This window comes from Calidithermus terrae, from assembly GCF_003574345.1.
Taxonomy (GTDB): Bacteria; Deinococcota; Deinococci; order Deinococcales; family Thermaceae; genus Calidithermus; species Calidithermus chliarophilus.
On record NZ_QXDL01000010.1, the window covers coordinates 26,321 to 40,222 of the forward strand.

Annotated in this window: 12 protein-coding genes; 3 read left to right on the forward strand and 9 right to left on the reverse strand. The window is 67.1% G+C overall.

The window, feature by feature from the left end; translation table 11 throughout:
• Positions 1 to 94 precede the first annotated feature (94 nt).
• Genes Mterra_RS02430 through Mterra_RS02440 form a run of 3 tightly spaced genes read left to right on the forward strand, consistent with a single transcriptional unit; the run spans position 95 to position 1,945 of the window.
• The gene (locus Mterra_RS02430) at positions 95 to 1,093 is read left to right on the forward strand and encodes an aspartate-semialdehyde dehydrogenase (protein WP_119313709.1); all 999 of its coding nucleotides are present in this window, start codon (positions 95 to 97) and stop codon (positions 1,091 to 1,093) included.
• A 6-nt stretch (positions 1,094 to 1,099) separates the two neighbouring features.
• On the forward strand, positions 1,100 to 1,444 hold the full coding sequence (locus Mterra_RS02435) for a DUF3234 domain-containing protein (RefSeq protein WP_119313710.1): 345 nt from the start codon (positions 1,100 to 1,102) through the stop codon (positions 1,442 to 1,444).
• A gap of 60 nt (positions 1,445 to 1,504) precedes the next feature.
• Positions 1,505 to 1,945 (forward strand): hypothetical protein, encoded by a 441-nt coding sequence (locus tag Mterra_RS02440; protein WP_119313711.1) that lies wholly within the window; start codon positions 1,505 to 1,507, stop codon positions 1,943 to 1,945.
• Positions 1,946 to 2,168: 223 nt separating this feature from the next.
• Here Mterra_RS02440 and Mterra_RS02445 read toward each other — a convergent pair whose 3' ends face one another.
• The 9 genes from Mterra_RS02445 to Mterra_RS02485 all read right to left on the reverse strand — a co-directional run.
• Positions 2,169 to 4,379 carry a cysteine peptidase family C39 domain-containing protein gene (locus Mterra_RS02445; protein ID WP_147372513.1) on the reverse strand — a complete coding sequence of 737 codons (2,211 nt, stop codon included), beginning with the start codon at positions 4,377 to 4,379 and terminating at the stop codon, positions 2,169 to 2,171.
• A gap of 39 nt (positions 4,380 to 4,418) precedes the next feature.
• Positions 4,419 to 5,903 carry a tail fiber domain-containing protein gene (locus Mterra_RS02450; RefSeq protein ID WP_119313713.1) on the reverse strand — a complete coding sequence of 495 codons (1,485 nt, stop codon included), beginning with the start codon at positions 5,901 to 5,903 and terminating at the stop codon, positions 4,419 to 4,421.
• 141 nt (positions 5,904 to 6,044) lie between these two features.
• Positions 6,045 to 6,257 (reverse strand): zinc ribbon domain-containing protein, encoded by a 213-nt coding sequence (locus Mterra_RS23610; RefSeq protein ID WP_119313714.1) that lies wholly within the window; start codon positions 6,255 to 6,257, stop codon positions 6,045 to 6,047.
• Positions 6,258 to 6,402: 145 nt separating this feature from the next.
• On the reverse strand, positions 6,403 to 9,534 hold the full coding sequence (locus tag Mterra_RS02460) for an ATP-binding protein (protein ID WP_119313715.1): 3,132 nt from the start codon (positions 9,532 to 9,534) through the stop codon (positions 6,403 to 6,405).
• Positions 9,535 to 10,000: 466 nt separating this feature from the next.
• A complete protein-coding gene (locus tag Mterra_RS23615; protein ID WP_119313716.1) occupies positions 10,001 to 10,261 on the reverse strand; it encodes a CPCC family cysteine-rich protein in 261 nt (86 codons plus the stop codon).
• 303 nt (positions 10,262 to 10,564) lie between these two features.
• Positions 10,565 to 11,533 carry a class II fructose-bisphosphatase gene (gene glpX / locus Mterra_RS02470; protein WP_119313722.1) on the reverse strand — a complete coding sequence of 323 codons (969 nt, stop codon included), beginning with the start codon at positions 11,531 to 11,533 and terminating at the stop codon, positions 10,565 to 10,567.
• Positions 11,534 to 11,646: 113 nt separating this feature from the next.
• On the reverse strand, positions 11,647 to 12,309 hold the full coding sequence (gene hisIE, locus Mterra_RS02475) for a bifunctional phosphoribosyl-AMP cyclohydrolase/phosphoribosyl-ATP diphosphatase HisIE (protein ID WP_119313717.1): 663 nt from the start codon (positions 12,307 to 12,309) through the stop codon (positions 11,647 to 11,649).
• A complete protein-coding gene (gene hisF, locus Mterra_RS02480; RefSeq protein ID WP_119313718.1) occupies positions 12,306 to 13,079 on the reverse strand; it encodes an imidazole glycerol phosphate synthase subunit HisF in 774 nt (257 codons plus the stop codon). Before hisF ends, hisIE begins: the two co-directional genes overlap by 4 nt.
• Positions 13,080 to 13,333: 254 nt before the next feature.
• The coding region (locus Mterra_RS02485; RefSeq protein WP_119313719.1) for a DUF4377 domain-containing protein at positions 13,334 to 13,902 on the reverse strand (569 nt) is incomplete at its 5' end.

A 13,902-nucleotide genomic window follows, 5' to 3' on the forward strand; every position in this document is an offset into this window, starting at 1 on the left:
CTCGCACCACCACTACCTAAGCGGCGACCCCCCAGTCGCCGCTTGTCCCCTGCCTGCCAAGGCAGGATTTTTATTTAGCTTCGAGGAGGTCAGGGTGAAGATCGGGATCGTAGGAGCAACGGGAGCGGTCGGACAGGAGCTGTTGCGGGTGCTCGAGCGGCGGAACTTCCCGCTGACGGAGCTGCGGCTGTACGCCTCGGCCCGCTCGGCGGGGAGGCGGGTCACGTTCCGGGGCAAGGAGCACGTCGTCGAGGCCCTGCCCGAAGGCCCGCTGCCCGTGGACGTGGTGCTCGCGAGCGCGGGCGGCAGCCTCTCCAAGCAGTACGCGCCGGTCTGGGCCAAGCAGAGCATCGTCATCGACAACTCCTCGGCCTGGCGCTACGAGGACTGGGTGCCGCTCGTCGTGCCCGAGGTCAACGCCCACGCCGTGCGGGGGCACAAGAACCTCATCGCCAACCCCAACTGCACCACCGCCATCCTGCTGATGGGGCTCTACCCGCTGCACAAGGCCTTCAAGGCCAAGCGGGTGATCGTGAGCACCTACCAGTCGAGCTCGGGCGCGGGGGCCAGCGGGATGGAGGAGCTGCTCGAGGGCACCCGGGCCTGGCTCGAGGAGCGCCCCGTCGTCAACCGGACCTTCGCCCACCCCCTGCCCTTCAACGTCATCCCCCACATCGACAGCTTCCAGGACAACGGCTACACCAAGGAAGAGATGAAGGTGCTGTGGGAGACGCAGAAGATCATGGGCGACTACGGCGTGAAGGTCTCGTGCACGGCCGTGCGCGTGCCCACCCTGCGGGTGCACAGCGAGGCCGTGACCGTGGAGTTCGAGCGGCCCGTGACCCCGGAGGCCGCCCGCGAGGTGCTGGCCCAGGCCCCCGGCGTGGAGCTGGTGGACGACCCGGCCAACAGGCGCTACCCCCTGCCGCTCTCCGCCACCGGCAAGTTCGACGTCGAGGTCGGGCGCCTGCGCAAGAGCCTGGTCTTCGACAACGGCCTCGACTTCTTCGTCGCCGGTGACCAGTTGCTCAAGGGGGCCGCGCTCAACGCGGTGCAGATCGCGGAGCTGCTGCTCGAGCCCGTCGCCGGTTAAAGCCCCATGGAACCCGTTCTACGGACCCCCTGGCACGTCCTCGAGGACCCCGCCGCCCCCGGCGAGCACCTGGTGATGGAGGCGCTGGGCCGCAAGCTGGTGCCCGTCTGGCTCTCGCAGGAGGAGGCCGAGGCCTTCCTCCGCCTCAGCCCGGCCGCGCAGGGCATGCGGGTGGGGCGGCTCGAGGGCTTCCTCCTCAAGGAGGCCTTCCTGACCGCGCTGGGCCTGCTCGGCGTGACGCACGTGGTGGTGGGCTACCGGCCCGGACAGCCCCAGGCGGTGGTGCTCGAGCGCTCCGCCGCGCTGGGCGAGATTCAGCGGCACATCAGGGGAAAGGTTGAAGATGCCTGAAGGCCAGACCGCAGGTCCGGGCCCGCGGCGGCCGATATACTCTGACACAGGAGGTAACACGTGAAAAAACTCCTCGTGCTGTTGGTCCTTCTGCTAACCCCCGCCTTCGCCCAGAGCCTCCAGGCCAGCGTGGGCGGCCCCTTCGGCCTGAGCGCGGGCGTCCGGCTGGGCTTAGTGCCCTTCCTGCTCGACGGCCGCATCTACGCCTCCGGCGGCCCCGTGGGCGCGGGCGGGGCGTTGGTGTTGGGCGGCGGGGCCGACCTGCTCGCCAAGATCCCCCTCACCGACCTCTACGCCGGGGCCGGCGTGTTCTACGGCAACGGCAACACCCTCTCGGCGCTGGGCAGCGGCAACCTCGGCCTGCGCGGCGTGCTGGGCACCTGGCTCAACCTGGGCCTGCCGGGCATCGCCTTCTTCGTCGAGGCCCACCCCATGGTGTTCTTCGGCAACAGCACGGGCTTCGGCATCAGCGGGTCCTTCGGCGTCAACGTCGGCTTCTGAGTGAACCGGTATAAAGCATCCCCCGGCCTAGGCCGGGGGGATGCTTTATACCGGATTCAAAAAGATAATCATCCAAACCAAAGACCCCCAGAGGCTATCTTTTTGGACCCTAGAGCACTCCCTTCAGTCGGGTTAGTTCGCCGCCATCCGGCGCCGAACTAACCGAATCTGGCATTACTTCACACAGCCGGAGGTCAACCGCAGCAAGCCCGGTGACGGGTCTTCATTTGATGACCTGGGCAATGGTGATGGTACGCGTGCGGGAGGTAGCAGAATGACCATCCCTGGCAGAAAGGTAGAAAGTCCAGGTGCCAAATCCACGCTGCAGGGGATCGAAGCTGGAAGTTCCGTCGGGGTCGGTGGGAAGATCGCCCAGACCGGCGCACTCGAGCGGCGTCCACTCCGGCTTGCAGGCCGACCAGGCATAGGTGAGGGGGTCTCCCTCAGGGTCGTGGGCTGCCACGGAGAGGTTGAGGGGCTTCATGGTCTCCACCCGCTGCCCGTCGCCGATCTCGTTGCCGCCGGCGTCCTTAATGTGCATCTCGTCAATGACCGGGGGCAAGTTGGGGGGCGGGTCCAGCACGTTCACGTTCACGCTGGCCTCGGCGATGGCTCCCTGCCGTCCTATGGCCCGCAGGGTCAGGGTGCGGGGGCCGTTGCTGGTGAAGGTCAGGGAAGTGCTGCACCCCGGACCCGGGTAGTCGCCGGACGCGCTGCTGCGCCAGGAAAGGCGCTCGCAGGGTAGGTCCAGGCTGGGGGTGCCTTCCCTGGCGAAGCCGGAAAGCTGCACCGGAACGCCCCGGTACACCGTCGCGCTCGGCGCGGGCTGGGTGATGATCGCCTGGGGAATCAGCGTGGGTGGGGTAGCCTTGAAGTGAATCTCCTTCACGTCCTGTACCACCCCGTCCTGCCGCAACTCGATCTCTACGAAGGCGGGGGTCAGGCTGCTGATCTTGTGACCGGCCAGTTCCTCGAGGCTGAACAGCCCGTCGTAGGGGGTGGTGGAGATCAGGTTGTAGGCCCCCACCGTGAGGGTGCGGCGGGTGGTGCTGGGCAAACCACCGGCATGCAGGTGCACCAGCACTTCGTACTCCAGCGAGGCCCCGGTGAGGTTGACCACGTTGAAGCCCAGGAGGGGGTTGGCGCTGCTGGGGATGGCATGGCCCGACTCGGCATCATAGGGGATGTAGCCGAAGCCCTGGGCGTCGTCGAAGAGGAAACCACCTAGGTAACGGCCGTCCCACGCGCCGTTGGAGAGGTTCTTGGACCGGTCGGAGGGGTGGCGGGGGTCCAGGAAGCTGAGCGAGGAGGGGGCCAACTCGATGGAACCCCGGCGCTCGGCCTCGGGGCGGGGCTCGCCGTAGATCACCAGCGTGCCCAGTTCCTCGTTGGGCTCCGACGAGCAGCCCTTGGAGGGGTCATTAGGGTCTTTGAGCTTACAGGTCCAGTCCTTGAACTGCTGCCAGCTCATGAAGGGATGAGTTCCGTTCCAACGGGCGTTGCCATCGTTGATATAAACCCCCTTGCCGTTGGCTCCGACGATGACGAAGGCGTGGGATTGACGGTCGGAGGTGGTCACCAGCGGGCGCTTGGGACCCAGCCCGAAGAAGCCGGTGGTGAGCTGGATGGCATAGGCGGTAAAGGGAGCACTGGGCATGAGGTTGGGGTCCCAGCGCAGCCAGCTCCACAGGTGTTGGGGCACCCCGGTGTTCTTCACGAAGTCGCCTACCCAGCCGGTCTGCCCGGCGGGCCAGTCCAGCATGTCGGTGAGGGTGTAGTTGGCCACCCGCCCGGTGGGGGCCCCTTTGCGGCCATTGATGCCCGGCAGCGGCTTGAAGTAGTTGATCAGCATGGCCATCGAGGTAGGGCTGCACCAGGGATACCCGGCCTGCCAGTAGAAGGGCACCTGCAAAGGACTGTCCCCACCCTCGGTGGGCACCTGCTGCACCCGAACCGGGGTATACAACCCGCCCCTGGGCACGTCCAGGGTCAGGGGGTTGCCCTGAGCGCGGATTGCGCTCAGCGATAGGCCAGGGATAGGTCGCACGTAGGTGGCCGGGCCCCCGTCCCCGGCGTGATCGGGGCTGGTCTCGAGGTAGAGGTAATAGGCGGGCTGGCTGTCGGGGGTGTAGGGAGCCTGTAGACTGGCCGGCTGTTTCAGGCTGGCCCCGCCCAGGTCCACCCGTACCGGCGGACCCACGGGCCGCATAGGGTTATCGGCGGGCTCGAGGGGTTTCTCCTTGACCTCCAGCGTCACCGTGGTGTCCTGAGAGAGCGCCGCAGGTGGGATGACCAGCCTGGCCCCGGCGACCTCGAGGGTGCCCCCCTGAGCCGCAGGGACGAAGGCCGATGTGCTGCTGCCCTTGGGTCCTCCCGAGAGGTCGCAGGCTGAAAGGGCCAGTGCCGCCAGCAATCCGATCAAAATTCGCCACATAGCGATCCCTCAATAGATGGGGCTCGAGCCCCATTCCGGCTACCGTGCCTCCAGGGCGGCCAGGCGCTGCTCGAGCTCTTTCAGTCTCGAAAGCTCTTTCTCGAGGGCGGCCAGCCGGTCCTGCAGGGCCTTGTTTTCGCTCTTTAGCCGCCGGTTCAGCTCGTAGAGCCCTTGAACCGCCGCCAGGGCCACCCCCTGCGCGTCGATGCTCGAGATGTGCCTGTCGTCCTTGCCGTTCAGGCCGAACGCAGCTTTGAAGTCCTGGGCCATAGGGCCGATGTGGCGCACGCTGGCCGGGTCGGTCTTGTAGTTCCAGGTCTGGATGGGCACACGCGAGAGCTGCTCGAGGATTTTCAGCGGGTCGACGTTGGTAAAGTTGGTCTTGGCGCCCCTGTCGCTGTTGTTGTTGTAGCCCTTGCCGTAGTACTGCGCCACCGTGTTCACGTTGCCGTCGGTGTCCACCCAGAACTTGGGAAAGATCGATTCTCTCCCCCAGGCCCGGATGACGTCGCCGCTTCCACTCTGGCTGACGCACAAGGTGCAGGCGTTGGAGTTGTTAGTGGCCCACACGGCACTGCTATTCAGGCTCTTGAAGTACCCCCCGTTACTATCGACTGAGATCCCCTCCACGCCGGAGCCGCTCCCGCCGTGATACCCCGACACTCCGGCTTTGCCGGCGGTGTCCGACCGGCCACCCACGCCGTGGTCACTCTCGCTATAGCCGAACACACCCACCCCGAGAGAGGGGCCATCGTGCCGGCCCAGCACCGCCGCCTTATTCGCCGCGGTGCTAAAGCCGAAAATGCCTTCGATGCTGCCGCTCTGGCTGAACAATCCGCCGCTGGCAGTGATCTTGCCCTCAGCGCGGATGCTCCCGTCGGAGTTGTCCAGGGTGATGTTGGGGGTGTTGTTGGGCTTACGCAAGGTCACGGTGCCGTTGTCGTCGAGCCGGAACTCGTCCTCGCCCCCGTTGGATCCGAAGGCCTTGAGCAGTTGCCCGCCCGCCGACGGCTTCTGCAGGACCAAAGCCGCGTCGCCGCCCAGCGAGGTGATCTCGGCCCCGATCCCGCCGCTGGGGTTGGTGTTCCTGACCCGCAGGGTGGCGCCCGGGATGCCCACCCCGCCGCCAGCCAGGTCGAGCACCTTGCTGCCGGTTTTTTCCAGCGCCAGGGGCACTGCCACCCCCAGAGGGGTGCCGGGGGTGCCCTCTCCGGCCAGGCTGGTGTCGTGCTCGACCTTGACCAGCCCGGCTCCGCCGCTCACTGCCACGCAGTTGGGGGTGCCATCTGCGCCCACTGCGCCCATGGCCTGCCCGCTCGCGCAGGGGGTGGTGGAAAGTTTCGCCGTGAAGGCCTGTAATGGGTCTATCGCATTCTTGAGTGCGCTAAAGTTCGCGTTCACCTCCGCCGACTTGATGGGGGTGCCTGGGGTGAACGCGTTTGGAATCGTGACCGCCAGCACCCAGAGCCCCGAGGCCACCACGAAGACACCGGCGAAGAAATGCTTGAGGCTGCTGCCATTCATACACACCTCCCTACTGCCAGGTTGCCGAGTCCCACTGGCTGCTATCCCAAACCCCGCCCTGAGGTGGCCCCTGGGTGCCACAGCTTCCCGCGGTCAGGAGCAGGGACAGCATCAACGCGATCGCTGCCAGCCAACGCTTTTTCACGCTTTACCTCCCTTGCTTGTCACCAAACCGAACCCCTGCCCGCACACCACGCAGAAGCGCGCGTACGGCGAGGGGATGGGGGTCTGGCAACGGGGACAGGTCTCCAGGAGCCGGGTGCCGTCGTTGGGGCAGTACCTCTCCCCCGAGGCCGCCGGGACCGCCCGGAAGCAACGCGGGCACAGCCGGTAAGCAACGCCGATGATTTCCACGCATTCGAACCTCCTCTGCCCTACAGGGTGGAGGAGGCTCGGTTATTTGTCGGTTAGTTCCTGGGAGGTTTTTTTCGGGTATATGACCTTGCCCACGTCCTTACTAAGCCTGAGGCAGCTATCGGCGACTTCTGCAAGAAGCCCATCAGGCAGGGTGATTCTCGAGAAACCCCTGCCAGTCTTCGGGCAGCGCCTCGCCCACCTCTTTCATCCGTTCCCTGGCCTCCCGATAGAGCCTCGAGAGCCCCGGGCGGTTGCCTTCCTGGCGCAGGGCCCGCAGGGTGAGGGCCAGGATTTCGGGGTCGTAGGGCTCGGCAGAGAGCAGAATCCGCCCCAAGCGCACGGCTTCGCGAGGATCGGGCTCGAGCAAGCTTCGGACCCGGCCCGCCAGCACCTGGTACAGGGCCCCGCGCACGGCCTCGTCACGATCGCCCGAGGCGTCCTCGAGAAAACCCCCGCGCCACAGCCGGGTGTCGCCGGTTTTGAGGAACAGCTCGGCATCGGTCTCCAGCGAACCTAGGACGTAGCCGCCCGGGGCGGTGGCGATCACCCCCTGGCCAAGGTGGACTCTGGCCTGGAATACCGCCTGTTTGAGCAGGTTGGCGGCCTCGGCTTCCGGCAGGCCGGGGTAGAGGGCCTCGAGCAGCTCGAGGGTGCTCACCTCCGAGCGCCCGGCGATGCGGGCTTCTGCCAGCAGTGCCAGGAGTTCCCTCCTTTTGTGCCCACGGACCGCCGACTGGTTGAGCCGCATGGAGCCTAAGACTTCCAGCCGGGGGAGGGTCTGGGGAACAGGCTTGACCGGATCGGTCTGACCGGCACCGAGCCGGGGGAAGTAGCGCACCGCGAGGTTGACCCCGTTCATCAGGCCGTGCTTCCTGAACCACTCCAGCCGCGTCCGGGCGCTCTCCAGGTTGCCGTTGAGGCGGTCGAGCTCGAGGCCGAGCATGTTGGCCTCGAAGGTCAGCTCATAGCGATTCGCCAGCCTCTCAGCCTCGCCGAAAACCGAGATCGCCTCGTCACGGCGCCCCAGGGCCTCCAGGGCCGTAGCCCGAGCCAATTGGGCGTCACAGACTGCCCCAAGCTGCCCGGTACGCTCCGCCAGTCCGAGGCCCTCCTGGGCCAGCTCGAGCGCGTAGGACGGGTTGCCATAGGCCGCCTCGGCCAGGGCCGCGTAATACAGCCCGTTGCCTGTAGCCATGGGGTTGTTCAAGGATCGGGCGTGCCGGAGCGCCGCATGGGCGTACTTGAGGGCCAAGATGCCCCCGTGGGGGGTCCCCCACTCGCGGTACAAGAGGCTCAGGTTGCCCTCGCAGAAGATCAGGAAATCCTTAGCCTCGGTGCGCTCGAGGACCGCCAGGCTCTCCAGCAGCATCTCCTCCGCCCGCTCGTACTCACCCAGAAGGGCCAGGACCTTGCCCAGGGCGACCTGGGCCTGGGCGTAGGGCAGGCCCTCGCCGAGTTCGCTATAGGCGCGCATAGCCTCCTCGAGGTCGGCCATGGCTTCCTGGTAGCGTCCCAGGCGACGCAAGGCGATGGAGCGGTTGTACAGGTAAGTCGCCAGCCGGCGCGGTTGCCTCGAGGCTCGCTCGCGGGCGATCACCTCGTCGTACAGGGCCGCCGAGCCGGCGTAATCGCCCTGAAACCTGCGCACGATCGCGCACAGGTGGAGCAGGCCGACCCGTTGGGAATCGCTCAAGTCGGACCGGTCCAGGGCTGGCGAGATCACTGCCTGAGCCTCTTCACCCCTGCCCAGCTTCACCAAGACCGAGGCCAGGCGGTGGGCAAAATCGGGATCGTCAGTCTGGATCTCGGGATGGTCGTGCCATAACTCCAGCGCCCCCTTGTAGTCGCTCAGCTCAAAGCGCAGCCCGAACAGGCGACGCGCCCAAGCCACCCCGCTTCGCTCCCCGTCCGGCAGGCGTTGCAGCACCCGGTCCACGTCGTCTGCACGCCCTGTACGCGCGACCATCTCCGCCAGCAGGTAAACAGCCTCGGAATCACCGGGCCGAGCTTGCACCGCCAGTTCGGCCAGCCGGGTGGCCTCGGGCAGGTCGATGTTGCGCAGAATTCGAGCGGCCTCGAGCGCCAGCCTCCCGCGCTCTTCTCCCTCGGCATATTCCGCCGCCCGAGCCACGAAGCGCGCGGCCTGAACCTCGTTTCCCCGGCCCCTTGCGCTCTGGGCCGCCCGCAAGAGGTGCTCTCTGGCCTGCTCCGGCCCGAGCCCGGCCTCCTCCACGAACCCTGCCGCCGCTTCGGGGTCGTTCGCCAAAGCCTCCAGGGCTCTTCGCGCCAGGGCCTGCTTGCGCTCCGGGCGCAGGGTCTTGAGCCGAACCTCGCGAAAGAGCGGGTGGGCGAAGTCGGAACCCCGCAGGATTCCCCACTCCAGCAGCCGGGCTCTGGCCTCCTCGAACTCGGCCGCCTCGAGCCCGGCCACTCCGGCCCACAGCTCTTCGGAGGCTTCCGGGGGCAGGATGGCCCTCGCTTCGAAGGCTTTGCGAACCGCTGCCGAGCCCGAAACCTCCAGGATCTGCCGCTCGAGCAGGGCTTCTACCGTGAGGGGGATCAGGTCCGGGGCCGGGGTGCGCCAGTGCCAGCGGGTGTGGTCATTCCAGAGAAAACCCTGCCGGGCCAGATAGCGCAGGTATTCCAGGGTGAACAGCGGGTTTCCCTTCGCCCGGGAGTGAATCCAGCGCGTAGCCTCCTCCGGCAGCGAGGCCCCCACTTCGTTTTCGAGCAGCGCCCTCGAGGTTTCCGGATCCAGAGGCTCTAAGCGCACGGCCTCGAAGGGTTGGGGCGGCTGCACCCGGCTCGTGACCAGGAGGGCCACGCCCCTGGTACGGCCTGCCTGCCGGGCCAGCGCCCCGACCAGTTCCAGCCGCTCCGCCCCGGCCTCGTGCAGGTCCTCCAGGTGCACGATCACCGGAGCCAGCACCGCCAGCAAGGCTCCCAGGGCATCGGCGACCTGGGAAACTTCGGCAAACTCGCCCCTGGCTAGGCGCTCGAGCACCCGCTGGGCCCACAGGGGAAGCCTGCTAGGCCTAGGAAGGGCCGAGATCAGCCCGGCCAGCTCCGTCAGCGGCGCGGTGGCGTGGAAGCTGAAGCCCTTGCAAGCCGTCTCACTCAGCAAGCGCCGGGCCGTCCAGGTCTTGCCGATCCCGGCCTCCCCCCACAGGCCCAGGGCCAGCCCCACCCGCTTGGCGGCCACCGGCCTCAGCCGGCCCAGCCAGCCGGAAAACCCGGCGGGGGCGACGGGGTTTTGGATCAGACGTGCCGCCATTCAATCCCCTCGAGATCCACGCTCCGCACGGGGGTTGACCGTCTTCGAGCTTACGCCTTCGGGCGTTATACCGGCGTTACCTCGAGCAAAAACGCAGGGCAGGCCTGCCCCGTCTTATACCCGGTTTGGATGGATAGTCTCCCGATGGGAGGCTATCCACCTCGACCAAAGGGAGTGCTCTGGGCTTCACAAAGATGTACCTCTGACGGATTTGAAGCGCTTCTTTGTGAAGCCGGTCTTATAAGAAATCTGCTTGATCTGTTCTTATTTTTGGGGCCCTCGCCCGAGGCGCTGCGACTCGAAGCGGTCGTAACAGATGAGCTTTGCTTGCGCTTAGCGGAACGCTTTGGGTGGGGTTCATATAACTTCGGCCGGTTAGTCCGCCGCCGTTCGGTAACGAACTAACCGAATTGGGTATGAAGAGTGCTTTAGCTTTTGCAGTGCCAGGCTCAATGACCCTCGAGCCCTAAACGGGCGGGAACTCCTCAAGCTTTGGTGGCCTGGTCCTTGTTATAAACTCCCGCGAGATTGCACCGAAGTTCTTGAAATTCGCTCGCGCCTCGTTAAGGCTCACGGCATTTGCACCACCGGCATAGTCAGGATCGTTGAACTGTACATTATCATCCTCCCAGTAACATACTGGGCAAATTTCGAACGTTCCTGGAGGGGCGCTGCTGAGGGTTAGGTAGCTACAGCACGGACAAGCGAACATAACCTCCTCCATCATGAGCCGCTGGCAGCATCCACAACACCTTCCGCCAAGCTAGAGCGCTCTTCACAATTACTGAGCCATTCATACCCGGTTTGGGTGGATCGTCTCCCATCGGCAGACGATCCACCCCGACCGAAGGGAGGGCCCTGGGCTTCACAAAGATGTACCTCTGACGGATTTGAAGCGTATCTTTGTGAAGTCGGTATCACAACTTGATTACATTGTCCTGCACAGCGCAGTTGCCTCCCGGATGGGAGGCAACGTCTGTGAAGAGTGCGATATTTACTGGTCCTGCCGCAACGCAGAATCATGGCAAAGTCAGACCCGGATGTTCACCCTCGCCCCGCTCTCGAGCAGGTGGATGCTGTCGATGAAGCGTACGACCCGCGTGGCGTAGCCCATCACGATGGAGTGGGTGCGGGCGCCGCCGCCGAAGTAGCGCACGCCCTCGAGCAGCTCGCCGTGGGTGATGCCGGTGGCGGCGAAGACCATCTGGCGGCCGGGGGCGAGGTCGTTGGTGCGGTAGATCTTCTTGGGGTCGCCGCCCATGCTCTTCAGGCGCTCGAGCTCGGCGTCGTTGGAGGGCAGGAAGCGGCCTTGGATCTCCCCGCCCATGCACTTGAGCGCGGCGGCGGCCAGCACGCCCTCGGGGGCGCCGCCGCTGCCCATCATGGCGTGGACCCCGGTGCCGCGCACGGCCACCGCCACGGCGGCCACCACGTCCCCGTCGGTGATGAGCTTGACCCGGGCCCCGGCCTGGCGGATCTCGCGGATGAGCTTCTCGTGGCGCGGGCGGTCGAGCACCACGACCACCAAGTCCTCGACCTTGCGCTGCAGCGAGTCGGCCACAATGCGCAGGTTGGCCTCCACGGGGTAGTCGAGGTTGACCTTGCCCGCGGCGGGCGGCCCCACCACCAGCTTCTCCATGTACATGTCGGGGGCGTGGAGCAGGCCGCCCTTCTCGCTGATGGCGATGACGGTGATGGCGTTGGGGAGGCCCTTGGCGGTGATGTTGGTGCCCTCGACCGGGTCTACGGCGATGTCCACCTCGGGGCCGCCCTTGCCCAGCTTCTCCCCGATGTAGAGCATGGGGGCCTCGTCCATCTCCCCTTCCCCGATGACCACCGTGCCGGAGATGGGTAGCTCGCCCAGCACCTGGCGCATGGCCTCGGTCCCGGCCCCGTCCACCGCCTCCTTGTCGCCCATCCCGGCCAGGCGGCTCGCCGCGAGCGCGGCCTGCTCGGTGACGCGGGCGACCTCGAGCACCATCAGGCGTTCGATGTCCATGTCAATGTCCATGCCCAGAGCCTACCAAAGCCGGGCGGCGGGGCGGGCGCGGTAGCGTTTCCAACGCAGCAGCCAGCGGGCGGGGATGGGGTTCCTCGAGCCCTTCCCCGCGCTCAGGCCGGCGGAATACCCGCCGCCCGCTTGGCGTGGCGCTCCCAGAGCACGCGGGCGAGGTCGTCGGGCGAGAGGCCGAGCTCGGCCAGGGTGAACAGGAGGTGAAACAGCAGGTCGGAGGCCTCCCAGCTCAGCTCCCCGGCGTCGGCGTTCTTCGCGGCGATGATGACCTCCCCGGCCTCTTCCCCGACCTTCTTGAGGACGCGGTCGAGGCCGGCCTGGTGCATCTTGGCGACGTAGGAGCCCTCGGGGAGGTCGCGCAGGCGCTGCTGGATGGTGCGGTAGACGGTCTCGAGCACCTCCCCCAGCGGCGGGACCCGCTCGCCCGGTCCTTCGGCCTGAGCGCCCGGCACCGGGTTGTGGAAGCAGCTCCGCGCGCCGGTGTGGCAGGCGGGGCCCTGGGGCTCGACGCGGTAGAGCACCGCGTCGTGGTCGCAGTCGAGGACGACCTCGAGCACCTTCTGCCGGTTGCCCGAGGTCGCGCCCTTGACCCACAGCTCCTCGCGGCTGCGGCTCCAGAAGGTGGAGTAGCCGGTGAGCAAGGTCTGGGCCAGGGCCTCGCGGTTGGCGTAGGCCAGGGTGAGCACCTCGCCGGTGTGGGCGTCCTGCACGACCACCGGGACCAGGCCGCGCTCGTCGAATTGCACGTCGCCCAGGTTCATGCCGGCACCTCCAGCCGCACGGGCACGCCCCGGCCCTGGAGGTAGCGCTTGAGTTCCGCCACCCCGATCTCCCCGAAGTGGAACACGCTGGCCGCAAGCGCCGCGTCGGCCTGGCCCGCGGTGAGCACGTCCGCGAAGTGCTCCACCCGCCCGGCCCCGCCCGAGGCGATCACGGGCACCCCCACCGCCTGCGCGACGGCGCGGGTGAGCTCGAGGTCGTAGCCGTCCTTGGTGCCGTCCTTGTCCATGCTGGTCAGCAGGATCTCCCCCGCCCCCAGTTCCGCGCCGCGCACCGCCCACTCCACCGCGTCGAGGCCGGTGGGGGTGCGGCCCCCGGCCACGTAGACCTCCCAGCCCGGGGCGTCCGCCCGCTTGCGGGCGTCGATGGCGAGCACCACCGCCTGGTTGCCGAAGTGGTCGGAGAGCTCGCGCAGCAGTTCGGGGCGCTTGACCGCCGAGGAGTTGACCGAGACCTTGTCGGCCCCGGCCAGCAGCAGCCTGCGGGCGTCCTCGAGGCTCTTGATGCCCCCGCCCACCGTGAAGGGGATGAACACCTGCTCCGCCACCTGCGCCGCGACGTCGAGCATGATGGCCCGCTCCTCGTGCGTGGCGGTGATGTCGAGAAACACCAGCTCGTCAGCCCCCGCCCGGTCATACGCCTTCGCCGACTCCACCGGGTCGCCCGCGTCGCGCAGGTTCACGAAGTTGATCCCCTTGACCACCCGCCCGGCGTGAACGTCGAGGCAGGGGATGATGCGCTTAGCCAACATGAGCGAAGTATACGGGGAAGAGGGAGCTGAGAGCTTTCAACCGTCAGCGGTAAGCACGTGGCGTGTGGCGTGTGGTTACCCCTCCCCATCCCTCCCCGCGTGCGGGGAGGGGTTATCCCCCCTGACCCCCCTTGCTAAGGGGGGGGAACAAAGCGTTTTGCGTTTTGCGTCTTGCGTACGACGTAAGACGTACGACCCGCGCTTAGCGCTCGGCTTTTGGCTATCAGCTATCGACCATCGACCATCAACACCCCTCACCGCACCACCGGCATCTTCTCCAGCAGCCGCAGCATGCGGTAACGCAGCGACGTGGCGGCTCGAGGGTCGGGCTGGCGCTCGAAGGAGACCACGATGCGGTAGAGGTAGCCCTCCTCGAAGCTGAACCCCTCGATGGTGCCGGAGAAGGGGCGCCACGGGCCCTTGGCCTCGCCCCGGACGTCGCGGATCATCAGGCACTCGCGGGAGGCGGTGCCGGGGCAGTTTTCCAGGGTGGGGGCGACCTCGAGCACGATCCCCTCGGGCACGGGGCCCAGCCACTTCTGGCTGACGACCTCGAGCAGGCGCAGCCGGGCGGTCTGGGGGGTGGAGCCGCCCTCGACCGCGACCTGCAGGGTGTAGCGGTAGCCGGGCTCGAAGGCGAAGCCGGCGATCTCGGGGAGGGCGAAGCGGCCCCAGCCGCCGGGGGTGAGGTCCTCGAGGGCCAGGCAGCGGCGCTGGGCCTCGCCGGGGCAGGGCCGGGTTTCCGGCTCGACGCTCAGCACCTTGCCGGGCGGGCTGGTGCCCGCTCGAGCCTCCCCCGCCCGGGCGAAGCGCAGGCTGGCCC

Excerpts from the sequence above, each read along its gene's own strand:
- hisF (WP_119313718.1), bottom strand. The coding sequence starts at position 13,079 with ATGTTGGCTAAGCGCATCATCCCCTGCCTCGACGTTCACGCCGGGCGG.
- Mterra_RS02450 (WP_119313713.1), bottom strand. The coding sequence starts at position 5,903 with ATGAATGGCAGCAGCCTCAAGCATTTCTTCGCCGGTGTCTTCGTGGTG.
- glpX (WP_119313722.1), bottom strand. The coding sequence starts at position 11,533 with ATGGACATCGAACGCCTGATGGTGCTCGAGGTCGCCCGCGTCACCGAG.
- Mterra_RS02445 (WP_147372513.1), bottom strand. The coding sequence starts at position 4,379 with ATGTGGCGAATTTTGATCGGATTGCTGGCGGCACTGGCCCTTTCAGCC.
- Mterra_RS02435 (WP_119313710.1), top strand. The coding sequence starts at position 1,100 with ATGGAACCCGTTCTACGGACCCCCTGGCACGTCCTCGAGGACCCCGCC.
- hisIE (WP_119313717.1), bottom strand. The coding sequence starts at position 12,309 with ATGAACCTGGGCGACGTGCAATTCGACGAGCGCGGCCTGGTCCCGGTG.
- Mterra_RS23615 (WP_119313716.1), bottom strand. The coding sequence starts at position 10,261 with ATGATGGAGGAGGTTATGTTCGCTTGTCCGTGCTGTAGCTACCTAACC.
- Mterra_RS02460 (WP_119313715.1), bottom strand. The coding sequence starts at position 9,534 with ATGGCGGCACGTCTGATCCAAAACCCCGTCGCCCCCGCCGGGTTTTCC.